We start from the raw sequence: 24416 nt of genomic DNA on the forward strand, positions 1-24416 counted from the left end.
CCACTTCTGAACGAAGCGGCCCATAGTGGCGACACGTGCATTGCCCCGGTTCACGCCACATCCGGCGCTTCAAAGTAGTCGTCGTCTGCGATGTCCGGAATCCCAACCACAAGCACTCGCATTCGGCCCTGAGCCGAGTGAACAGCATTCGGCGGAATATGAACCAGACTTCCGCGTTGAACCTCGTATCCAATGCCTTCGACCGTCACGGTCCCGGCCCCATCAAGCACGTAGTACAGCTCTGTGGACCGTTTGTGAAAATGAGGTCTCGCCCCATCAATGTCGACGGCGTGTGCCCATGCCGCAGGAGCAAGCACGGCATCTTCGCGACTGATCAGGCGATCACGCCACCCGCACGCACTTTTTTCGCGAGGGGTCTGCCCCTCATGCCGGACCAACACCCTGTTCAGATTGCTGACGGCCAGACTCATAGGTCATTTCCTTCACCAAAACAAAGCCCGACTTGAACCACCACGCGACGAAACCGCCACGGACCGCGAAGTCTTTCACGACAATTCGTCAGGATCGTTTCAGTCCGCATTTCGGACATGTCAACCTGTGTCGATGCTGACGTCTGCGATAGGGAGCAGATCGCACATTGTACTGCGTTTTTCTGACGAACCGAAGATATCGTACGTACCTGCCGTTTCCGACTCGCCGTGTTCGCGGGTCGTGAAGGTCGCCACGGATCGTCGTCCTTTCACCAACATGCGGATTTTGCCGGAAACGAGATCGATATGCTGAAGAGACTTTTTGCGTTGTCAGTCGTCTTGCTCGGTTTCGGAGCTCACCTGTTTGCCCAGGAAGAGGCCGAACAGATGATCGCGCTTGAAGATGCGCAGGCGTCAGACACGACATTGATTTCCGCAACGTCGCTGGCCGAGTCGATCAACCCAATTCTCGCTCGTGCGGCCGCCGACGTCGAAGCCGCTCGCGGACGTGCCTATCAAGCGGGACTGTACCCGAACCCGGTGGCCCAAGGCGGGGCAACACAGCTCGCGGGCAACGAAAGCCAATACTACTTTGGCCTGAGCCAGGAAATTGTCACCAAACACAAACTGCAGCTCAATCAGAGTGCCGCGACACGTGAGGTCTATCAGGCGGAACTCCACTTTGTCCAAACGCGTTTCGCACTCCTGACTGCGGTCCGGCAGACGTTCTTCCTGGCGCTCGCCAGCCAAAGGCGCGTCGATGTCCTGACAAAGCTTCTCGATATCACGCGCAATTCCGCGACGGCCGCCGAACGAATGCGGGCCGCCGGCGAAACCTCGAAGGCCGACACGCTCTTGTTCGAAATCGAACTGGAAAAAGCCGAAGTGGCACTCGAGAACGCCCAAGCCCAACTCGCGGCCGCTCGTCGGCAGCTCGCCGCCGTGATTGGTGTGCGTGAAATGAATATCGGCCGCATCGTCGGCAACCTGAGAATCTCGCTTGACGAAGCCATGGCGCAAATCTTGATTGACGGTTATGTGCCTTACAACGCGCAAGTTCAGGTGGCCGAACAGGAGGTTGAACGCTCGAGAATTCTTCTGCAACGCGCTCAAGTCGAACCATTCCCGAATATCACCGTTTACGGTGGATATCAAAACCAGTTACTTGGGGTCCGCGACATGGGCCTGCTGAATGCATCGATCCCGATTCCCGTCTGGAATCGAAATCAAGGAAATATCGCAGCAGCCCATGCCCACATTCATCGAGCGACTGCCGATGTCGGCCAAGTTCAGAATCAAATTGCACGCATGATGGCCGAAGGCATCGGCCGCTATAAAGTCGCCGATCAGCAGGCGCGACGCTTCGAAGAAAAAATCGTTCCCAAGGCCCGCGAAGGCGTGACGATCATTCAGGAAGCATTCGCCAATGGGCAGTTCGATTCGTTCCGCCTGCTGCAATCGCAACGCGGACTCGTCGAATCGAACCTCGGATACATCGCCGCCTTGGAATCCCGCTGGATGGCTGCCGCCGAACTGGCCGGCATCGCCCAACTCGAAACGTTCCCGTGATGCATGTGACCCCGGTCAGCGATGCAGAAGAGGAATGGCCTCTATGAACGCCCGACAATCGGCTGAACAAACTCCAGTGCTTCAGCAGACTCCGGACGCAGGAAATCAAAATCACATCCTTCGTCCGCCTGCAAGACGTGGTCGATATAGAGCTTCGGGTAGCCGCGCAAATGCTTGGATGTCGGGGGCTGCCAGGCGGCCCTTCGCCGCGCCAGTTCCGCATCATCCACCAGAAGTTGCAGCCGTCGTTCGGCGACATTCAGTTCGATCAGGTCGCCATCTTGCACCAGCGCGAGCGTCCCGCCAGCAGCGGCCTCGGGCGTGACATGCAGGACGACGGTTCCATACGAAGTTCCGCTCATCCGGGAATCACTGATTCGTACAAGGTCCGTGACACCGTCCTGCAGCAGCTTCTTCGGGACAGGAATCGAACCCCATTCCGGAAATCCCGGTACGCCCTTGGGCCCCGCGTTCTGCAGGACAAGCACGCTGTCGGCAGTGACCGGAAGATCGGGTGAATCGATTCGATCAAGCATCTCTTCATAGTCACGAAAGACGATCGCGTGCCCCGTATGAGTCATTAATTTTGGCGAGGCGGCTGCCGTCTTGATCACCGCCCCACTGGGCGAAAGATTGCCCTTCAGGACGGCCAAAGCTCCACCGTCCCGCACCGGCTTTTCTCGCGACACAATCACGTCGCGATTGAAACTGCGGCTTCTGGAAATATTGTCACCCAGCGTACGACCCGTGATGGTCATCGTATTCAGATCGAGCAGATCGCGGATCTCGGCCATCACGGCCGACACGCCACCCGCCGAATCAAATGCATCCATCAGATGCCGGCCCGAGGGTGCCATGTTGACCAGGAACGGCGTTGTCTGTGACAGTTCGTCAAACCGAGACAGGGGAATCGTGATCCCCCGTCGCCCCGCCATGGCGATCAAATGCACGATGGCATTCGTCGATCCACCGAGTGCAAGCAACGTCCGAATGGCATTCTCGAACGCCTGCGGCGTCAGGATGCGAGACGGGCGCAAATCTTCACGAACGAGTTGTACGATCCGCCGCCCGGTCGCCGTCGCGACCTGCATTCGCCGCGAATCCGTGGCCGGAATCGAGGCCGTTCCAGGCAGCATCATCCCTAACGCTTCCGACAGCGACGTCATCGTCGATGCCGTGCCCATCGTGTTGCAGGCCCCAACCCCACACCCATAACTGGCTTCGATTTCGAGCCATTCGTCCAGCGAAAGGCGCCCCGCGCGCCGCTCGTCCGAATACTTCCACAAATCGGTTCCCGAGCCAATCGGATTCCCACGCCAATACCCAATCGCCCGCGGACCGCCGTTGAGTTGAATCGCTGGAAGATCGGCACTCGCGGCGGCCATGAGCTGCGCCGGAGTCGTCTTATCGCAATTACAAAGCAGCACGACGCCATCAATCGGATTAGCGCGGAGCGTCTCTTCAATGTCCATCGCCATCAGATTGCGATAGAGCATCGCCGACGGCTTCATGAACTCTTCGCCGAGCGAAATCGAGTGGAACTCGAGCGGAAGTCCTCCCTCCATCAAGACGCCGCGTTTCACGCCTTCGGCCAGCTCGCGCAGATTCGCGTTACAGTTATTCAGATCGCTCCAGCTATTGGCGATGCCGATGACCGGCTTTCCTGCGAAGTCGTCAGGGTTTAGCCCCATGGACCGTAGCGAGGATCGATTTTGAAACGCCAACTCTTCTCGGCCGGCAAACCATTGTGAACTCCGCAGCGCGGAAGCAGTCGGCATGACGCGTGATCTCGCTTATTTCTGTTGAGAACGAACTCGTACAACACTCAATGAACCCGGTGTGTCGAGGCAACGCCGTTTCAATGGGAATGACGATAAAATCGCCAGGGATCAATCTAACGAATTCGCCCAATGTTCACGACTCGTCCTGATTCCGAATGACGATTTCCAGCGGTGTCATGCTGATTTCGAGAGGGAAATTGGTTCCATTCGGTGGAACCAGGACTGCGGCACCCGTCAAATCGCCCGATCGCAATTTATCGAGAGCGACGTTCGCGTCCTCGAGGCGGAAGAGCTCGGTGGTCGTTTTGATCGACATCACGGGCGCCACCGACAGAAACTCCTCACCATCGCGGCGTGTCAGATTTGCCACCGACCGTACCATTCGCTCACCCCACAACAACGAGTAGGGAAAGCTGGGAATGTCGCTCATGTGAATTCCACCACACACGACGACGCCCCCTTTTCGCACGACCTTCAGTGCCGCGGGGACAAGGTCCCCCACTGGCGCAAAAATAATTGCCGCATCCAATTCTTCGGGAGGTCTGGATTCGGAATCGCCCACCCAGGAGGCACCGACCGATTTCGCGAACCTCTGGGCGATAATATCGCCGGGACGAGTGAACGCATAAACCTTCTGGCCCCGGAACTTCGCGGTTTGGGTCACAAGGTGCGCCGCGGCACCGAACCCAAATATTCCGAGCCGCTCGGCATCCCCCGCCATTCGCAATGAGCGGAATCCGATCAAACCTGCGCACAGCAGCGGTGCCGCCTCGACATCGCTGAAGACTTGAGGCAGCTTGAAGCAAAACCGCTCGTCGGCCACGGTCCGTTCGGCAAACCCGCCATCCAGGTTGTACCCGGTGAACTGAGCCCGATCGCAAAGGTTTTCTTGCCCTCGACGACAAAACCGGCACTGCCCACAGGTCGAACCTAACCAGGGAACCCCAACGCGATCTCCGAGGCGAAGTGAGGTGACTGCCACCCCCACATCAATCACCATGCCGACGATTTCGTGCCCGGGAACCAGCGGCAACTTCGGGTTCGGCAGTTCTCCGTCGCAGACATGCAGGTCCGTACGGCAGACTGCACATGCCAGAACTTGCAACAACACCTGACGAGGACCTGGCTGCGGTTCAGCCAGATCACGTCGTACAAGAGGTTGCCCCGGTTTCTCGAGCACCATGGCCAGCAAGACATTTCTCCATCGTCAAATTCGAAATTGAGCCCACAGGCTCCCGTTGAGTGTGTCCGGAAATTCCGTTGTTGTTTGTTCGTCCTCGTTACCAAGCTCTCGCTTGGTAACGCCTCCTGCAATCCGATCTTCAGCCGCACCAGAATGTGGTCAGTGATCCTCATACAAACGTCTGCGGTGTGGAAAGCGTTGCCAAACAGAAGCTTGGCAACGTGAACTAGTCCGGCACCCCAATCAGGCACCCGTTCAGGCGACCACCATTCATTTTCGGCCCTAAGGGACCTGTCGGCAAGTTGAACGTGTCGAATTCTTGCAAACCACGCTTGAGAACCCGCGCGTCATTTTTTCTCGCGTTTCGGTTCCCAATCACGAGTCATCGTCGTCCCGTTCCGCTCAACATCGGCCTTCCCCTTGATGGTGTCACCGTCAAGTTTGCCTTTATACTTCACGACGAATTTCTGGCCGTCGCGTTCGCGGGAAACGGTAAACGCGACTTCACCGTCTTTGAATGTCGCATCGGTAATCTTGATCTCGGTATTGTCGGGGCCGGGAACCGTTCCGGTCAGCTTGTCTCCGTCGAGCTTCAATTTCGCAGACATTTCGCGATCTTGATTATTGATGCTGACCTTCCACTTCCAGGTACCGGTCGGATCGGCCGAGTCTGCCGCCTGGCAGAGGCTCACCATGCAGACGAGAACCAAACTCAAACTGATGAAGTTGCGCCGTCGCATCGCGGATTCCTTTTTGACAACGTCTGAAAGCGGTTCAGCGTAGACCCCTTGCCTGCGCTGGATTTCGCATCCTCTTTGTACCGTATCCTGAACCAACCCAAAACGATCGAAGCTGAATTTCCCCCCCAGCACCAAATCGTGTCCGGCTCCGTCGATGTCATGCAGCCCTCATCAACTGAAACAGCCCGACGGCAAGAATTGCACCGACAAGCGGTCCCACAAATGGCACGAATGCATAGCCCCAGTCCGAGTCTCGTTTGCCACGAATCGGCAGAAAGGCATGTGCCAGGCGCGGCCCCAGGTCGCGGGCGGGATTGACCCCGTACCCCGTCGTTCCGCCCAGCGACAGTCCGATCGAAAACACGATCATCGCAACTTGGATCGCTCCCACCGAACCCAGGCCCACTTTGACCAAAGTCTCTTTTCCCTCATGCGTTAGGGGCAGGGCAGGGGACGAAAACGACAAGACGGCCAGAACCAGAACCGCCGTTCCAATCGCTTCGCAGCAAAAATTCAGCGGTAAGTTGCGAATCGCAGGGCTCGTACAGAACGTCGCTAGTTTCGCGTCCGCATCGGACGTTGCCTCGTAGTGATTGTAGTAGTAAACGTAGACGACAATCGCACCAAATACGGCCCCGAGAATCTGCGCGGTGATGTATCCAGGCAGACGCACCCAATCAAATTGCCCATTGACCGCCAATCCCACTGTTACCGCCGGGTTCAAATGCGCGCCGCTCAGTTCCGCCGTGCAGACCACCGCACTGAATACGGCAAAGGCCCAGCCGGCCGTGATCACGATCCACCCGCTGTTATGGCCTTTCGTGTTGTCCAGAACCACGTTCGCAACAACTCCGTTACCCAGCAGCACCAGAATTGCGGTCCCAAAGAATTCGGCGACGAAACTGGACATGGAGGCCTCTTTGAAATCAAAGGGAAACGTGACAAGACACTCCGCCAGCGCCCGGCGGAATCACAACGCGTCGTCTCACGGAATGATGATTCTGGATCGCGAAAGCGTAGGCAACGCCAATGGGGTTCTCAACCGACTTCGTGTTTCGACTCAATCAACGGCCGCTGCCTGAAGTTGATTCATCCATCGCTGGGTCTGCAGTGCATCCGAATAAGTCGCTCCCACCGGCACGGTTTCCAAACCTCGGACAACGCGTGAGAAGCATCGCAACTCCTCGGCCATCATTCCGGTCGCACCTGATGCGTCGGTTCGAATCTCCAGCGCCATCGGCCAGCGAGCCCGATCGTCCCAGACCTCGATCGGACGTGGATTCGGTGACACACGCACCACCCAGCCCTGACCAAACACTTCTGTCCGGTCAAAGCCGCGCGGAGGCATTCCCGTCGGCGTCAAGTACGACGCCGCGAACGTGCCAATCGTGCCGCCGCTCCATTCGACCTGCGCGATCGCCAGATCGACCTCACCCGATTCCGTTCGGTGTAACCGTGCCGAGAACCGCTGCGGTTCCTCGCGTTTCATCAAGACCTGGGCCGCGTAGAGGTCATGAACCATCGCCGCATGAAGCGGGTTTTCGCCGGGAAAGTCTCGCACGATCGATGCGGGCCGATGCCGGACGCAATCGATCAAGATCGGCCGACCTCGCTGTGCGACTTCCTCGCGCAATTGCCTGAACTCGCTGTTGAACAGCAGAATATGCCCCAGCATCAAATTTGAGGAATCCGAACGAACCAGCGGCGCCAGACTCTCCGCCTCCGACAAGTCGACGGAAACCGGCTTTTCAAGTAGGACGCATTTTCCGGCCTGCAACAATGTCTTGGTCACTCGGACATGATCGTCCGTGGAACAGGCCACAACCCAGGCGTCCGCTGCCGATTCCTTGATCGCTCGTCCCAGATCCAACCAACCGGGAACCTCGGGAAGTTCACTCCGAATGGCATCCAGACTGGTTTGTCGCCGAGCGACAACGGCGACAAGTTCCGTCTCCGCCAGCCCCGCCAGCGTCAAGGCATGCAAGCGACCAAACCGCCCCAAACCGACAACGCCAACTTTGACTCGCTTGTCACCCATTTGACCGTCCACAATTCGCTCCGCCCGGTTTTCACTGTGAAATTCGTCCAGGCGATGATATCCATCGAGCCAGAAGTCACAAATCAATGAGGGGCTGTGAAACGAAACACAACTTCTGAATCCCAATCGCCCCTCAGACTTGGCAACCGCCCTCGAATCGGCTGAAACCAATCAATCCTTCCAAACCAGAGACCGCGTGACCCTGCAACAAAGAATTCAGACGAATCGCGTGAATTGGAATTTCAAAATCGTGCACTTTCGATATCGTCTTCCAACAGAACATAAGACGCCACGACTTAGTTGAGAGACAGACAATGACCTCCCCGCAGCCAACCGATTCGATTGCGGGCGCAATTCTGGGATGCGCCGTAGGGGACGCCATCGGCCTACCGTATGAGGGACTTTCGCGGCAACGCGCGACGCGATTGATCGGAGTTCCCAATCGGCATCGCTTCCTGATGGGCCGAGGGATGGTTTCGGATGACACAGAACATACCTGCTTTGTCGCGGAATCGCTTTGTCGCGAACCCAGAGACGTGGATCAGTTTGCTCGTGAACTGGGCATTCGACTGCGATGGTGGCTTGTCGGGCTACCCGCAGGCATCGGCTTCGCAACGCTTCGAGCGACCGTCAAGTTGTGGCTCGGCTACGGAGCGTCGCACAGCGGTGTATTCTCGGCCGGAAACGGACCAGCGATGAGGAGCCCCATCCTGGGAGCGGCCATCGACGATCTGGATTTGCTTCGAGACTACGTGCACGCGTCTACGCGCATCACTCACACCGACCCCAAGGCCTTTCACGGCGCCCTTGCGGTCGCAATCGCCGCCTGGTGCGCCAAAAGGGGACTCAGTACCCCTGGCGCGTTCTTTGAAAAGTACCGCTCCCTGGTGGATACGGATACCTCTGACGAATTCCAGGGATTGATGAAGACGATGGCAAGCAGTCTTGCTGCTGGTGACTCGACTGAAATCTTCGCGGATCAACTCGGCTGTCGTCGAGGCGTATCCGGGTACGTCTACCACACTGTCCCCGTGGTCCTCCATTGTTGGCTCAGCCATCCTCGCGACTACCAAAGTTCGATCCAGACGGTCATTCGTTGCGGTGGAGATACAGACACAACGGCCGCGATTGTGGGAGCGATCGTTGGCGCGGAAGTCGGTAGATCGGGCATCCCCCCCGCCTGGCTCAACGGCCTCTGCGAATGGCCTCGTTCCGTTGACTGGATGGAACGATTGGCTGATGCGACGGACAAAGCCATGCAAACCGGCGACATCCAATCAACGCCAAGATACGTGCCAATCGTCGGTCTGGGCAGAAACGCCGTCTTCCTCTCCGCCGTCATGGTTCACATAGCCCGCCGGATGCTTCCGCCGTATTGAAATTGACATCTCGTGGCAGGCGTTCTTCAGAAATATGCCACGCAGTCGAATTCTTAATGCGGTAGCGATCTGAACGCGGCGTCAACCAAATCCAAGTTCGAATCCGTCGGATCAAACCGCATTGCGAAACGCGCGACTGTAAGAATCAAGGCGTTTCCTCCAGGACTTTCACGTTTGTGGCCGTCTTGACCAGATTGTGATCTGCAAATTGCCAGATCACTTTTTTGTCGCGCGTGATCTCGAACGCATGAGCCCCTTTGCCCTCTTGCCCGCGCAGGAAATTGCAGATCACATAGTGACCGTTCTTCAAAACCTGCAAACTGGTGATCCAGGCCAGATTCAGTTCCGGCACTTCGGCGGCCGTCAGCTCCCACACGACTTTCTTCTCGGGCGTCACCTCAATCACTCGCTTGTCCGTACCGCATCCAATCAGCGTATTGCCATTTTCCAGCCGCAATGCGTCATGAACATACTTTCCCGCTGGACATTCCCACACCAGGCGACCGTCTGAAGCCACTTCTCGTACCATGGCGTCAGACTCGTTGGCGACCAGAAAATGACCGTTCTCCAGCGCATGGATGCAGCGCATCTGCTGGTGTGCGACAGTCTCTTTCACCGGAATGTTGACACCCAAAACCGTTTTACCGGTGGGGTCAATCATTACGACTCGACAGGGCCCTTGCTCCGCTGCCAGCGTGTTTCCGTTCCGCAGGCGTTCACACGTCATGATCTGCTCGCATTTGCCAACGTAATTCCAGACAACGCGAAGCTCACGATCCACTTCCTGAACCCCGGTCGGTTTGCCACCGTAGGCATACACGACATGCCCGTTTGCCAATGGTTGGCACTGCACGCACAGACTTGGTGGACGATGTTCCCATGCCACCTTACCATCATCACCAATTTCGATGATCCGGTTTTTGTCGCCCGCACCATATTCGACAACCATGATTCGATGAGTGACCGCTTTGTCATCGGCAATTGTTCCAGTGATGTATCCACTGATGGCCAAGAAGGTCACGCACAGTCGCTTCCAATTCATTGTCGGGCCTTGGTTCAAAAGTATTTGGACGTGTCGCTGAATAGAGGATCGCAGCGGCAGAAGCAGATCAGGCAATTCAGAACCGATCGTTCACGGCGTCGTTGATCAGGCCGACATACATCAATGCAATGCGGAAAATAAAGAAAATAATGATCGACGCCACAAAGCCCCAGATCGCCCACCCCAAAGCCGTCGTCATGGCGGACAAGCTGCGACGGGCCTGATCTTCCAATTGCGGACTCAATCGATCCAGGGTCTCAGGAACCGTGCCTGACGCTTCGCCGACGCGCACAAGCTCCAGGTAATCACGCGGAAACAGTTTTGTTTCCATGAGTGCATACGACAGGTCTTCGCCCTCAGTCACCATTGCAGTCACCATCGGAATGGCGGCGGCATAGGCACCATTGCCCGTCGCTTTCAAACTGGATTCGAGACTCGGATTGATCGACATGCCCGCTTGCTGCGTTAAAGCGAACGCCCACGAAAATCGAGCCAATGCGAAGGATTGCAGACAACCGCCAATCACGGGAATTCGCAGCAGCGCCTGATGGACAACCATGCGTCCTTTCAGCCCGTTGACAAAAAAGAAATACAGGAACGCCCCGGCGAAGGCGGTTCCGAAGCAGCCCCCCAGCCAGGTCAAGGCTCCCGACGTTCCGGTCAACCCGAGCCCCAGTACGTCGAACGGCTTTGTCCCATTCATCGAACCAATCATTCCCAGCAGCCAGATTAATCCGGCCACGATGAAGATGGCCGCCAGCAACTGAATCACCGGCAACGTGATGGCACCCAAAAATGTGCGGCGAAGTCGCACGAGGTTGTCGTAATGATCCGCCAGCGCGCTCAAGACCTCTGGCAACGAACCGGTCTGATCTGCGACGCGAACCAGATCGACCATCAGATCCGGAAACGCACCGCCCTGCTCGCGCAGTGCCGTGGACACTTCCGAGCCTTTTCGCAATTGGTCGATGATCTCGCTCGAAATCCGCTTCAGCCGCGGATGATGCGATTTTCCACCGGCGACTTGAAAGGCTTTCAGAATGTTCACACCGGAGTGCAACATCGTGGCCAGTGACCGGCAAAATGTTGCCAACGTACTCATCGGCAGCGCTTCAAACATGCATTACCCCTGACGCCCCGGTGGGCAACGCCTCGAGCGATCGTCCCGTTTTCCTCGTTACTGCGTTCGTTTCTTTTTTCCTCGTTACCAGGATCCCGCTTGGCAACGCTTCATACTCCCCCCTGACATGCCGCAAGCGTTGCCAATTGGCCGCGTGACAACGAAGACTTTCCGGACGCCCGCATTAGCCTGGATCATAAGACAGGAGAAAACATTCTACAAAAGTTTTCCTGCAATCGGTCCCAATTCGAACGGGCAAACCATGTGGTCGCTTCGATTCGCTTCGCGTGGTTCAAATCTTCCGCAAACTGATGCTCAAGCTGTTCGGCCAACCCCTTGTCATACAGGATCGCTCCGACCTCGAAGTTCAGATACAAACTGCGCGCATCAAAGTTGGGTGTGCCCACCATCGACCAGCATCCGTCGATGGTCAGCGTCTTCGAATGCAATTGCCCGTCCTGATACTCATAAATCTCCACTCCCGCCTTCAGCAGCGAATCGAAATTCGAGCGTGCCGCATGCAGCGTCGCCCAGTAGGTCTTCGGACCGGAAATCAGCACGCGCGTCGCCACCCCACGCTGAGCGGCCGACTCCAACGCCGAGACCAGCGACGGTGTCGGCACAAAGTAGGACGTCGCGAGGGTGACCTGACTGCGAGCCGCATTGATCGCGGAAAAATAAAGCGAGTGAAACACCGCCTCATCCTCGTCCGGACCGCCGGAAACGATTTGGGCATAGACGGCCCCGACGTGCTCGGGCTGCGGAAAGAACGAGTCGTGGGTCAGCTCTTCGCCTGTCGCGTATTTCCAATCAATCGCGAACACCTCTTGCAACTGCAGGACCGTCGGACCATGCAGTCTCAGGTGAGTGTCACGCCAGTGCCCGAAATGCGGGTCTCGCCCCAGATACTCGTCGCCGACGTTCATTCCCCCCGTGAACGCGACCTGGCCGTCGACGATGATGATCTTGCGGTGACTGCGCAAATTGATCGACCAGCGTTCCCGCAACGACTGCCCCGGCACGAATGACGCAATCTGAATTCCCGCATCGCGCATCGGTTTCAGAAAGTGGTGGGTCAGTTTTCCAGACCCGATTGCGTCGTACAGAAACCGGATCTCAACCCCCGCAGTGGCCCTCTCAATCAATAAGTCCCGCAGTTTCGTCCCCAACCGATCCGGCTGCCAGATATAGTACTCCAGATGAACCGAGAATCGCGCCTGCCGAATCGCAGCCGCGATTTCGTCAAATGTTCGCTCGCCATCGATCAGCAGTTGAACCCGGTTCCCGACTGTCGCGTGCGTGTCCGCAACGCGTTCCGCCAGACGACGCAGTTCCTGCTGTGTCGCATTCAGGTGATCGTGATGCAGATGATGATGCCGCGCCAATTGAGGCAAGGTTCGCGTCACCGTTTCGGTTGCCACCTGTTTCCCCCGAATTCGGCGTCCGACACGGTTGATTCCGAACACGGTAAACAAGAACGCACCAACATAGGGCATGGTCACAATCGCCATGATCCAGGCAACGGTCGACACGGACTGCTGCTTTTTCGTCAGCAAGACGACCGGCAACAGTGCCAGCGTTAACACGTAACCCATGACAGAAAGAATGGCGAGTGCAGTATTCATCGGGGCAGCATACTCAAAATCACATCCTCTGACAGTTTCGAAACGCCTTTTTGCAGTATGATCCCCCACGGCAGCCCTCACACCACTCTTGACGGGGCATTTTACTTTGTGGGAATCACGATAGGAAAGTTTCAACTCACATCCGCGACAATCGCTCCACTGAAGGCTAGACTTCCCACGGTGACGATCTCATCAACCAATCGAACGAGGAGCCGTTCGACGCTCAAAAAGAGTGAATCGCGAGACGGTCATTGACCGGCATCCACGACAGTTGATCATCGGCCGTTCACCGCGGAATGCTGATTCGGTCAGGTTAATCCATGGATTTTTTTCGACAGCTCTTCAACACGTCAAGCTTCCCCGCTCGCTGGTCGTGCGGACAGTGGAGTCCTGGGCTTGGATGGCTGCATATTCTTTCGGATCTCGGGATCTGGTCCGCCTATTTTGCGATTCCGATTGTCTTGGCATTTTTTGCGATCCGGCGGCGCGATCTGCCGTTTCGCCGCATCTTTTTCTTATTTGGATTGTTCATCTTATTGTGCGGCACAACCCACTTGATGGATGCGATCATCTTCTGGTGGCCTGCCTATCGCCTGGCCGGTTTGATCAAACTGGTGACGGCTGTCATTTCCTGGATCACGGTCCTGGCGCTCATTCGTATCGTCCCCACCGTCATCGAGATGCGCAGCCCGGAAGAATTGGAACACGAGATCGCGGCGCGACGACACGCCGAAGCGGCCCTGGGTCTGGCCAATGCGGAACTCGAACGCCGCGTCAATGAACGGACGCGCGAATTGACGCACTCGATCGCCACTTTGCATAAAGAGCGAGAGTTGTTCCGTACAACGCTCGCCAGTATCTGCGATGGCGTCGTCGTCACCGATCTGACCGGAAGTGTTACCTTCGTGAATGGCGTTGCCGAAGCGTTGATGGACTGCGACGCAACCCGCACCCTCGGAACACCGCTAAACCAGAGCTTTCGGCCGATCGACGAACAATCGCGCCAGCCCCTTGAATCGCCAATCAAATCGGCGCTACGCGAAGGGGCGCCCGTCAATCAAATCAATCATGCCGTGCTGATTTCCCGGACGGGTATCGAACGTCCCATCGATGCCAGCGCCGCGCCGCTGCGCGATGAACACGGCTCGATCACCGGAGCGGTCCTGGTGTTTCGCGATATCAGCGAACGACGGCAACGCGAACGCGAACGCGATGCTCGAGAACGCGTCTTTCGCACACTCGCCGAATGGATCCCCCAATTGGCCTGGATGGCGAATCCTGACGGGCATGTGTTCTGGTACAACCGTCGCTGGTACGACTACACCGGGACGACGTTTGAACAAGTCGAAGGCTGGGGTTGGGAATCGTTTGTTCATCCGGACGAGCGACCAAAGGTCATGGCCCGCTGGAAATCATCGATTGCAACCGGCGAACCGTTTGACATGGAATTTACGATCAGGGACCGAAGCAACAATTATGGCACATTCCTGACACGCGTCATGCCCGTCCGCGACGACAAGTCGCAAATCGTACGCTGGTTCGGAACCAATACCGATATCACCGAACTCAAACAGGCGCGGGAAGCGCTTGCCGCCAGCGAGAAAAGACTGCGCCTTGCCCTCGATGCGGGATCGATGGGTGTTTTGGATTGGGACCTTCGTACCAATCACGTCGTCTGGTCTGAACGCCTCGAAGCATTGCATGGCCTGCCGGCCGGAGCCTTCGGTGGCACGTACGACGATGCGAAGGCCCTCGTTCATCCAGATGATCGCGCGCGGGTCGACAGATGTATCCATGATGCGATGCAGCACGATGCCGACTATGACGTCGAGTTCCGCAATGTCTGGCCGGATCGAAGTGTACATTGGACCGCCGCCAAGGGAAAGGTGCTCGTCGGCACTGATGGCCGCCCCGAACGGATGATCGGCGTCTGCATGGATATCAATCAACGTAAGCGGTCCGAACAAACGGCCCGTTTTCTGGCCGAAACCAGTGCCGCGCTGACGACCCTGGGAGAAATCGACAGCACGCTTCAAAACGTGGCGTCACTCGTTGTTCCAGGTTTCGCCGACTGGATCACCATCGATCTGCTCGAAGACAACGGGCGTCTGCGGCGTGTCGCGGTGGCGCATGACAATCCTGCAAAAGTGGAACTGGCAAACGAGATCTACCGACGTTTCCCCCCCGACCCCAACGTCAATCATGGTGTCTGGCAGATCCTGAGAACGGGCGAATCCGAAATCGTACCCCAGATCACCGACGAAATTTTGAATCGCTCCATCCCACAGCCTCAGCTACGTCAGACGATGCAGCAGCTTGGATTGAAGTCTTACATCGGCGTGCCATTGAACCTGCGAGGCAAAACGCTGGGCGTCATGACGTTCGTCTCGGCCGACTCGTATCATATTTATGACGACACTGACCTGGCCCTGGCTCAGGATCTGGCTGGACGTGCCGCGATTGCGATCGAAAACTCGCAGCTTTACCGCAATCTCCGTGATGCCGATCGTCGAAAAGACGAATTCCTCGCCACACTCGCCCACGAGCTACGTAACCCTTTGGCGCCGATTCGTAACGGACTCCAACTGCTTCCGCTTATCGCGGCGAATCGTCAAACGGTCGGTGAGACGATCGCGATGATGGAGCGCCAGGTCACTCAGTTGGTTCGGCTAGTCGATGACCTGATGGATGTCAGTCGCATCAACCGTGGAAAGCTGGAACTGAGAACCGAACGAGTCGCATTGTCCACGATTGTTCAAAATGCCGTTGAAACAAGCCGACCACTGCTCGTACAGATGGGCCATCAACTTTCGATTCAATTGCCCGAAGAACCGACGCTCCTGCAAGCAGACCCCGTTCGGCTTGCTCAAGCCATATCAAACCTACTCAACAACGCGGCCAAGTACGGCGACCGGAACGGCCAGATTGCCCTCACCGCAACGGTACAGAGCGCTCCCCCTGCCACAGAGCAGAATGCACTCACTGCAGCACCGCAGAATCGAATGGTCACGATTTCGGTGAAAGATTCCGGAATTGGAATTGCCCCCGAACAAATTCCACACCTGTTTGTGATGTTCTCGCAGGTCAGTTCCGCTCAGGGAAAATCGCAGGGCGGGTTGGGGATTGGCCTGACGCTCGTCAAGCAACTGGTCGAGATGCATGGCGGCCAGGTTGAAGCGAAAAGCGAGGGCCCCGGATTGGGCTCCGAATTCATCATCCGCCTACCGCTCGTCATTGACGCGCAAAACACAGAGGCTTGCCTCAATGGCACCCCACCCGATGAACCACCGCAGACATCTCTTCGAGTCCTGATCGTCGACGATAATCGCGATGCAGCAGAGAGTCTGGCGATGATGCTGCGGTGTATGGGAAACGACACCCGTACCGCGTATGACGGTCCCGACGGTATCGATCTGGCGCGCGAATACCATCCGGACATTATTCTTTTGGATATCGGCCTACCGACTCTGAACGGCTATGAAGTTTGCCGTCAGATTCGGCAGGAACCTTGGGGGACACAGATTGCAATCTTCGCCCTCACGGGGTGGGGACAAGATGACGATCGTCGACAGTCACACGAAGCCGGCTTCGACCACCATTTCGTGAAACCCGTTGATCCGCAACTGTTAATGAAGACGCTTCGAGAACGACAGCAAATCCATACCTGACGAGCCGACAATGTGGTGCGCGGCAGATGCCTGTGCGACGTGAACCGTTCCTGGCATTTCCTGCGTTCTGAAAACCCAACCTTTCCACCAAGAGGATCAAGACTTCTGATCACGAAGTCGGCGACCACTTCCAGTTCGAGAGCTTCATGACCCTAACGCCAGCATCCAGCGATCAAGACGGAAAATTAGACTCATTATCGATGTGGAATCGGTTCGCACTGGTCATGGCGGCCACGCTGATCATGGGAGCAGGGTGGGGTATCCGCGGTTCCTTCGGTCATTCCCGTGGCGCGATGATGCCGGGCGCGATGCTGGGGCTCACTTTGGCAGTCTGTTCACTTCGGACCGACTGGCGGAAACGAGCGGCGATTCTGGGGTTTCTGTCCGCGATTGGCTGGGGCTTCAATGGTGCCAGCAGCTACGGCCTGCTGATCGGCTATAGCGTGGGCGGCTCGCTTGAGAATAGCGCCTACGGCTACGCGTGCCTGTTTCTGATCGGTGCCCTCTATAGCGGACTCGGTTGTTCATTCCTGGCGATTGGTCTGACCAAACCACGTTCCTTTCTCGATCATGCGGTCATCCCGATGATCGTGCTTTATTCACTCTGGTTACTGGAAGAGTTCACGGGCCTGAAACGCTGGAGCATTGACCTGTTCGCGAAAGATCCGGCAACTCCCAATGTGTCGGCCTGGTTGTACAACTCGAACTGGCTGAATGCGGCCACCGCGATCGTCGTAGGAACAGTGGCCGCGATACGAACGCCTGGCAACCGCGGTGCAGGCTGGCTGATGGCCAGCCTCGGACTGGGCTGGTTCGCCGGAATGTTCGTTCTGGTTCATCTCGCCGACCTCAGAATCAATCCGCCGCGCCATGATGCCTGGGCAGGTTGCCTGGGAATGCAACTTGCGCTACTGGGCTATTTTATCATCGAGAAGAATCGAGCGGCCATCATGCTGGCGGGCTACGGCCTTGTTGCAGGCGGATATGGATTCGCCTGCGGCGAGTTCCTGCAGGCACTCGGTCGTGCCGAATGGGGGCCCATCGGCTCAATCGCCATCCTGAAAGAGTTCGGGGCCTGGACGATCATGGAGCAAACGTTTGGGTACGTCATGGGCTTCGGTACCGCACTGGCGATTGAGCGTCTGGTACAAGGCCGCTTGGCTCCGCCACACGAAGATTCCGTCGCTCGGCTTCTAAACCCATTTTGCGCCTTTGTGCTGCTGGGTCCGCTGTTCGCGTTCAACTTCTTGACGAATGTAGGACATTGGAAAGAGTTCAAGCTTATTTCCGAGCGGACGCTTGGCATCCCTACGGGCTACCTCCTGATGGCCGTCGTTGTCATGATCCTGCTACTACTGGCCACCGCTCTTTACCGTCAGCAAATGGGAACGCTTGATCTTGCGCCGAAATCACCACTCGGTAAAAGCCAGCTGCTCGCTCTGCTTGTGATCTGGATGGCGCTGGCCATCTACATTCTCTTGCCCCGCATCGGATTCCCGACGTCGTTGATGTTCTTCGCAGCAATTGGACTGGGAACGCTGCTCATACTTTTCCTGGACAAACAGTCACTCTCCATCAAATTTCAAAGTGCGACGCCGCCCGAATCGCCACTCTGGACCCTTGGGTGGAAGCATTGGATTCTTTGGTGCGCGGCTCCTGCGACCATTTGGGGCTTGGCAACGCTGACAATGGCGCTCAAAATCCCCATCACGCAGTTCCGCTTTAGCAAGCCCGAGGCCACCTCGCGTTGGGAACTGCCCCGGCCTCGATTTGGAGTTGACGAATGGCACCCGTGCGCGTTGGCGGCCAGATCGCGGGATCAACCAGTTTCACGTTCGTCATGAAGGACATCACTGTGGCACGTCAAAAAATCACAACATTTCTGTGGTTCGACAACCAGGCTGAAGAAGCCGCGAACTTTTATGTCTCACTGTTTAAGAACTCCAAAGTCAACCGAGTCACACGGAATGCCGAAGGCGGCCCCGGGCGCGCCGGATCGGCAATGACCGTGGAGTTCGCTCTGTCGGGTGTTGAGTTCATTGCTCTCAACGGTGGTCCGCACTTTAAATTTACCGAAGCCATTTCCTTGTCGGTGGACTGCGAATCCCAGGCGGAAATTGACGAGCTGTGGGAAAAACTGTCGGAAGGAGGACAAAAGTCGCGGTGTGGCTGGCTGAAAGACAGGTACGGCCTTTCCTGGCAAATCGTCCCATCCGCCATCAGCGAACTCATGTCGGGCAAGGAACCGACGAAAACCAGACGCGCCATGGAGGCGATGATGACCATGACCAAGCTCGACATTCAGAAGCTCAAAGCGGCCTACGAAGCAGGTTGATTCGCTCAAGCCATTCGGCGCCCTGCGTTGGCCAGCGTCTCTTTGACAAGCGATCCCATTGTGGGGTGAGTCGGTTCCAGATCAACACGAAGTCCTCCCGCTTTCAGGGCTTCTGTGGCGGTGGGACCAATTGAAGCGACGACACAGCGTTGATTGACGGCGTTCAACCATTCCTCGCGCAGTCCGATCTGCTCGGCGACGTGCAGCACATTTGTCAACTGCTGAGCGCTGGTGAACATGACCACGTTATGTTCACCAGCGACCGTCTGCCGAATCGCTTGCTTCAGTGGCTCGATATCCACGGGTAGTGCCCATCGATAAACGGGAACCGCGCGTACGCTGGCACCGCGGAGCTCGAATTCGTGATAAAGGTCTGTGCTTGGCAACCCGTACTCTTGCACGGCAACGCGGCGACCTTCGAGGGGAATGGATTGCTCAAATAGCGCCAGGACTTCGCGCCAGGTATTGGGCTCGGCCGCCCGATGATCGATCCGCACACCCCACCCACGGAGCACTGCCGTCGGTTTGGGCCCACGAACCACAACGATCGTCTTCTCGAGCGCCGCGAAGATCTCGGCTCGCTGATACCGCGTCTCAAGCGATTCGAGCAGCGCCGTGGCCCCCACGCCTGTCATGAACAACACAATGTCAATCTTCCCCGACAGCAGCTCTTCCGCGAATGCGAAGGCCTCAGGATTGTCACCGAAAGGGATTTCCCTCATCGAGGCGGCAACCGTCGCGATTCCGCCGTTTCGCTCGATCAGCGACTTCATTTCGCTGCCACGCCGGCTTTCGAAACTGCAAACATGCAAACCAACGCGACCTGAATCCGATCCACTCATCGCAGCACCTGAATCACAGCTTTCCTCATCTCTTGTTTTGCAATGAAGACACTCGTCTTCACTTTTCAAAATGCAACAGGAACATCCCGATCGGACGAGATCGCCAACGTTGACGCCTCAGCCACCGCACCCCGACACTTCACAATTGTGGCGAAAGACAATTGTGGCGAAAGGTTCCAGAGATTGTTCGCCTGTCTGTTGAGATCGTCCCACCACGTTGCTTTATGAAGGCAATTTCGTGTCGCAGCGCTGAAAACGCCTGTTGGAAGTGGTAACCTGCACCCGTCTCCATTGCAATGGCCTGTCCGACCGACACTCACTCCAATCGCCGGTGCTATGGACATCCATCCCAATACACTTAGCGGTGATCGTGACGCTCGCCTGACAGAAATGTTGCTGGCCTGGGATGAGGCACGCATCGCGAACAGTTCGTTGACTCCGGCGGACTTCTGCCGTGATTGCCCCGAGCTATTGCCTACCTTTGAAAAGTGCCTCGCCGACCTGAGTGAATTCGACCGACAATTCTTAGCACGGGCCGAAGTCGCGTTTGCCGACCATGACGGAATGATGGTCGCAGCTCAATTTCCCGTCGTCCCCGGCTATGAATTGATTGAAGAAATCGGCCGCGGGGGAATGGGGGTTGTTTACAAATCGCGTCAAAATAGCCTGGGACGCCTTGTCGCCATCAAGACGCTGCCCGGGTCGCGGTGGGGAATGTCGGGATACGCGGACCGGCTACGACAAGAAGCGGCTGGTCTGTCGCGCGTCAATCATCCGAACGTGGTCAAGATCATCGACGTCGTCGAGACTCCTGAAGCGGCTGCAATCGTCCTGGAGTACGTCGAGGGTGAAAGTTTGGCGGACCGCATGAAACGCGGTTCTATCTCGCCCGACGACGCCGCCTCCATCGCATTCGAGCTGGCGACGACGATGATCGCGGTGCACGCTTGCGGACTTCTGCATCGCGACATCAAGCCCGCAAACATCCTGCTCGATCTTCGCGGCGCGATCAAGTTGGCAGACTTCGGCCTGGTCAAGGAAGCCGGTCGAGTCAGCGGGCTGACAGAGACGGGTGCCTGCTTTGGAACGGCATTCTACATGGCGCCGGAACAGGCAAGCGGTCGCCCCACCGACGTTCGAACAGACGTCTACGCAATCGGCGCCACGTTGTACGAAATGCTGTCCGGACGCCCCCCCTTTGTCGGTGTGTCGACGCTGGATATTCTCGAACAGGTGCAACATCGAGATCCGCTGGCCTTGCGAGTACTGAATCCGAAAATTCCGCGCGATCTGGAAACCATCTGCTTGCGCTGTCTGGAAAAGGAACCCGATCGTCGCCTCGCCAATGCCGCCAAACTCGCGGACGAACTCGACCGATTTCGGCGACGATTGCCCATCCTGTCACGGCCGATTGGACCGTTCGAGCGTGTTCGACGCTGGTGCCGACGCAGACCCGCCGTGGCCAGCTTGATCGGACTGACATTTCTGTCCGCTGCCGCGATCGTGACACTGTTGGTCACGAACAACCGCAATCTGACAGAATACAATCTTGATCTCACACATCTGAATCAACATCTCAAGAAGCTGATCGACGAACTCGACAAGTCCGCTTCAGCCGCCAAAGTGTTGCAGCATCGTGCCGAGGCGCATGAGCGGCAAACGCAAGACGCGCTCTATGCCGCCGATATCAACCGCGCGGCACTCGCCTGGCAGCATGACAACACCCGCGGCATGATCACGCTGCTCGATCGTCATCTACCGGCAAACGGCCGAATCGACCAACGGGGGTTCGAATGGTGGCTTCTCTATCGACGAGCCCATCGGTCTCATGTCAAGCTCCTGGACATCGGCACGGCCCAGTATCTTCTCGCCTATACACCGGATCAGCGTTTGATGGTTGCCGCGGGGTTTGATGCGGTTGTCCGCATCTTTGATCCGTCCACCGGCATCATCTGGAAGCAGATCGCAACGGATCAACTGGAAGTCAATGGCGTCGCCTTCTCACCCAACGGCAAAGACCTCGCAACGGCAGGCGACGACGGAACGATTCGTATCTGGGATCTGGAAAACGCCACGGAACGTTTGAGGCTCGTATCGCATCACCGGAAGGCCTTTCAGCTCGTTTACACGACCGATGGAAGTCAAATCATCAGTTGTGGCGACGACCCAATCATCTACAGGCTGGATGCGCGAACCGGTGCAGAAGTCTCCACGTTGACTGGACACCAGCGAGACGTCCAAACCTTGGTTTTGACCGACGAGGGGCAAACCCTTGTCTCCGCGGGTAATGACCGTACAGTTCGCTTTTGGAATCTTAAGACGAACGAACAGACCCGCCTGATGACGTCACCAGGTGAGATCGACACGGCCATTCCCGTTCCCGATCAAAACCTGCTTATCATGGGAAACAGTCTCGGCTTCATCCAGACCATCGACCTGCGGAATGCACAGGTCATTTCATCGACGAAACACTTGGACAAGATCGGGGCTCTGGCCCTCCATCCAAACCGCTCCTTGCTCGCCGCAGGTGACGCCAGCGGTCAAATTCGCCTGCGAAGACTTTCTGCGACCGGTGAGCTGTCTGAAGAAGGTTTTGAACCATGGCATGCGCATAACAAATTGATCTATGCGCTCGCCTGGTCCCCCGATGGCTCAAAACTGATCTCCGCGGGACGCGACGGCCGCGTGATCAGTTGGAGCCTGGCGGCGATCGAGTCTGCGGAGAAAAGCGAATTTGAACTCGAATGCCGACGCCGAATCTGCCTGATTCCCCATTCCACATCGCTTCTTGTGCGAACACCTGAAAACCATCTGATGCGTTGGGACTGGATGTCACAGTCAAAAATTTCCGAGAGCACGTCCGAAAAACTTTATCATGTTGCAACCTCGGCCGATGGCAAATTGTTCGCGGCCGTTAACATGCATCCCCTGGATGGCCGTACCGAGGGAATCACCGTCTATCAGCTGCCCGCGAATCGACAGCATCCGCTCGACCAATCGCCGATCGCCTATTGGACATGCCAAGGAGATCTGTCGAACCCTCGAATCTCCATGGATGGCAAGTCCGTTGCCGTTTCGCGTTGGTATCAAGAGGTCCCTGGTCAAGACGCAGACCACATGGTCTGGATTCTTCGCTTGCCCGATTCAGGCAAGCGACAGACGCCCGACAGTGACAACGTTCCCGAAATTCGGTCTGCCGAACGGATCCCCGTCCCATTCGCCAAAGATTCCGAGTTTTCACGCGATGGAACACGACTGGGCCTGATCACGCGAATGGGCCTGGTCATGTGGGATTTGAAAGAGAAAAGGATCCTCTGGGAGGCGTCGAACAACACAACCTCAAGCGTCGCGTTCAGCCCCGACGGAGCGCTGGTGGCCGTTGCCGGCCATGATCGGATGCTTCAACTTCTAAATGCAACCGATGGCTCCGTGCGATTTCAATCAACAGACCATCAGGGCCCCATCAGTTGTCTCACGTTCTCACCCGATAGCCGCGTTCTGGTTTCCGGCACAAATGATGGAACACTGAAATTCTGGCACGTCACGTCCGGCCAAGAGCTATTTGAAATGGCATACCCCGGTTTCGACGTGCAACGACTCGGCTTCACGGATGATGGAAAATTCCTGATCAGCCAACTTATGCCGGCCGACTCCAACGAACCCGTCAAAATCTTGACCCTTGACGGCTCCGCCATGATCCCAACCTCCGCAGATCAAGACGTCGCTCCGGGTGATCGCGAATTCGACTGATGGCGCTTCGGAACCGAAGCAGCGACGGCTACTTCTTTGGCGGATCGCTTTTTTTCGAGTCCCCCTGAACCGACAATGCTTCGTAGAACTGCTTCACCATCTGTTCGTACTTTGGAAGCATTCGATCGCTGTAGGTACTCAAGAGCTCTTCGCGCAGATGAGCGGGCAAATGGCCCCAAATATCCATCTCCAGTTTGCGGCGGCGAGCGGCCTCTTCGGCAGCCTGCTTCTGCGCCGGCGTCATCTTTGATGAATCCGTTCCACTCGCGCCATTCTGGCCACCCATCGGTTCTTCTGAAGGTGCCGCCCCTTGCGGCTGTGCACCTGACGCCCCCCCAGAACGTTGCGGACTTCGCATCCGCAGCGACGAACCACGACCACCCCGACGCCCCCCGCGTCCCGCCCCGCCGCCACCTCCGCCTGAACTGCTTCCACCACCACCACCACCACCACCGCCGCCTCCGCCGCCATTCGGATTTGGGGGAGGTGGATTCTCGAGCTGATTGATGATGTCCTCCAGGTCCTTGATGACCTGCTTCTGAAGCGTTTGCGTTTCATCCGCCGTCACGCCATCGTCCAACTTCGCCCCGGCCGACCGCATTCCTTTGACGGCACGATCCATCTTGTCCACCTTCTCACCCGCCTGTTCAGGCTTCGCTCCCGGCGTGTCGTCGACTTCCCGCAAGAGCTCGTCCCCCAATTTCTCAAGCAGACTGCGCTCCTTTGGCTTCTCGGCAGGGTCGGACTTCGCCGGCGGTTTTTCTGCTGCGTTCTCTGGCTTGGGTGGTGCGGTTTCATCCGCAGCAAACACCGCCGAAACGGCCGTGAACAGTGAAATGACGATCAAGGATCGATTGCACCGGTATCTCAATGGAATGCTCATCAACTCAAATCCGCCGATCTGTTCATCCCG

17 protein-coding genes are annotated in these 24416 nt (G+C 57.0%); 6 read left to right on the forward strand and 11 right to left on the reverse strand.

Annotation, left to right across the window (positions count from 1 at the left end; all coding sequences use genetic code 11):
- Nucleotides 1-50: 50 nt before the first annotated feature.
- Nucleotides 51-431, reverse strand: coding sequence for a cupin domain-containing protein (locus tag OSO_RS0121010; protein ID WP_010585110.1), 381 nt, complete (start codon nucleotides 429-431; stop codon nucleotides 51-53).
- A 306-nt stretch (nucleotides 432-737) separates the two neighbouring features.
- On the opposite strand from OSO_RS0121010, the gene OSO_RS0121025 reads away from it, so the two are divergent.
- Complete coding sequence (locus OSO_RS0121025) at nucleotides 738-2000, forward strand: TolC family protein (protein WP_010585111.1); 1263 nt, start codon at nucleotides 738-740, stop codon at nucleotides 1998-2000.
- Between the two features lie 41 nt (nucleotides 2001-2041).
- Here the strand turns inward: OSO_RS0121025 and OSO_RS0121030 are convergent, their stop codons facing one another.
- The 5 genes from OSO_RS0121030 to OSO_RS0121055 form a co-directional block, all read right to left on the reverse strand.
- Complete coding sequence (locus tag OSO_RS0121030; protein WP_010585112.1) at nucleotides 2042-3778, reverse strand: IlvD/Edd family dehydratase; 1737 nt, start codon at nucleotides 3776-3778, stop codon at nucleotides 2042-2044.
- A 136-nt stretch (nucleotides 3779-3914) separates the two neighbouring features.
- Nucleotides 3915-4973, reverse strand: coding sequence for a zinc-dependent alcohol dehydrogenase family protein (locus OSO_RS0121035; protein WP_157605367.1), 1059 nt, complete (start codon nucleotides 4971-4973; stop codon nucleotides 3915-3917).
- Between the two features lie 338 nt (nucleotides 4974-5311).
- Nucleotides 5312-5704 carry a hypothetical protein gene (locus tag OSO_RS0121040; RefSeq protein WP_029247280.1) on the reverse strand — a complete coding sequence of 131 codons (393 nt, stop codon included), beginning with the start codon at nucleotides 5702-5704 and terminating at the stop codon, nucleotides 5312-5314.
- Between the two features lie 157 nt (nucleotides 5705-5861).
- Nucleotides 5862-6614, reverse strand: a complete 753-nt coding sequence (locus OSO_RS0121045) for an MIP/aquaporin family protein (RefSeq protein ID WP_010585115.1) — start codon at nucleotides 6612-6614, stop codon at nucleotides 5862-5864.
- Between the two features lie 150 nt (nucleotides 6615-6764).
- Nucleotides 6765-7742: a Gfo/Idh/MocA family protein gene (locus tag OSO_RS0121055; RefSeq protein WP_157605368.1), complete on the reverse strand. Its 978-nt coding sequence runs from the start codon at nucleotides 7740-7742 to the stop codon at nucleotides 6765-6767.
- 314 nt (nucleotides 7743-8056) lie between these two features.
- Between OSO_RS0121055 and OSO_RS0121065 the strand changes: the two genes are divergently transcribed.
- Nucleotides 8057-9121, forward strand: coding sequence for an ADP-ribosylglycohydrolase family protein (locus OSO_RS0121065; RefSeq protein WP_010585117.1), 1065 nt, complete (start codon nucleotides 8057-8059; stop codon nucleotides 9119-9121).
- Nucleotides 9122-9266: 145 nt separating this feature from the next.
- Here OSO_RS0121065 and OSO_RS0121070 read toward each other — a convergent pair whose 3' ends face one another.
- From OSO_RS0121070 to cls, 3 genes are all read right to left on the reverse strand, one after another.
- Complete coding sequence (locus tag OSO_RS0121070) at nucleotides 9267-10163, reverse strand: BamB-related PQQ repeat family beta-propellar protein (protein WP_010585118.1); 897 nt, start codon at nucleotides 10161-10163, stop codon at nucleotides 9267-9269.
- 76 nt (nucleotides 10164-10239) lie between these two features.
- Nucleotides 10240-11283 (reverse strand): type II secretion system F family protein, encoded by a 1044-nt coding sequence (locus OSO_RS0121075; protein WP_010585119.1) that lies wholly within the window; start codon nucleotides 11281-11283, stop codon nucleotides 10240-10242.
- 194 nt (nucleotides 11284-11477) lie between these two features.
- Nucleotides 11478-12908 (reverse strand): cardiolipin synthase, encoded by a 1431-nt coding sequence (gene cls / locus OSO_RS0121080; protein ID WP_010585120.1) that lies wholly within the window; start codon nucleotides 12906-12908, stop codon nucleotides 11478-11480.
- A 320-nt stretch (nucleotides 12909-13228) separates the two neighbouring features.
- On the opposite strand from cls, the gene OSO_RS48345 reads away from it, so the two are divergent.
- The 3 genes from OSO_RS48345 to OSO_RS0121095 all read left to right on the forward strand — a co-directional run bounded on the left by OSO_RS48345 (nucleotide 13229) and on the right by OSO_RS0121095 (nucleotide 18911).
- The gene (locus OSO_RS48345) at nucleotides 13229-16576 is read left to right on the forward strand and encodes a hybrid sensor histidine kinase/response regulator (RefSeq protein WP_010585121.1); all 3348 of its coding nucleotides are present in this window, start codon (nucleotides 13229-13231) and stop codon (nucleotides 16574-16576) included.
- 146 nt (nucleotides 16577-16722) lie between these two features.
- Nucleotides 16723-18420, forward strand: coding sequence for a hypothetical protein (locus OSO_RS0121090; protein ID WP_157605369.1), 1698 nt, complete (start codon nucleotides 16723-16725; stop codon nucleotides 18418-18420).
- A complete protein-coding gene (locus OSO_RS0121095; RefSeq protein WP_010585123.1) occupies nucleotides 18360-18911 on the forward strand; it encodes a VOC family protein in 552 nt (183 codons plus the stop codon). Before OSO_RS0121090 ends, OSO_RS0121095 begins: the two co-directional genes overlap by 61 nt.
- Before the next feature lie 5 nt (nucleotides 18912-18916).
- Here the strand turns inward: OSO_RS0121095 and OSO_RS0121100 are convergent, their stop codons facing one another.
- Entirely contained in the window at nucleotides 18917-19684 is a 768-nt protein-coding gene (locus tag OSO_RS0121100) for a uroporphyrinogen-III synthase (RefSeq protein WP_157605370.1), read from the reverse strand.
- Between the two features lie 405 nt (nucleotides 19685-20089).
- Between OSO_RS0121100 and OSO_RS48350 the strand changes: the two genes are divergently transcribed.
- Nucleotides 20090-23503 carry a WD40 repeat domain-containing serine/threonine-protein kinase gene (locus OSO_RS48350; protein WP_010585125.1) on the forward strand — a complete coding sequence of 1138 codons (3414 nt, stop codon included), beginning with the start codon at nucleotides 20090-20092 and terminating at the stop codon, nucleotides 23501-23503.
- Between the two features lie 28 nt (nucleotides 23504-23531).
- Here the strand turns inward: OSO_RS48350 and OSO_RS50400 are convergent, their stop codons facing one another.
- A complete protein-coding gene (locus tag OSO_RS50400; protein WP_010585126.1) occupies nucleotides 23532-24386 on the reverse strand; it encodes a hypothetical protein in 855 nt (284 codons plus the stop codon).
- Between the last annotated feature and the right edge of the window lie 30 nt (nucleotides 24387-24416).

This window comes from Schlesneria paludicola DSM 18645 (assembly GCF_000255655.1).
GTDB lineage: Bacteria > Planctomycetota > Planctomycetia > Planctomycetales > Planctomycetaceae > Schlesneria > Schlesneria paludicola.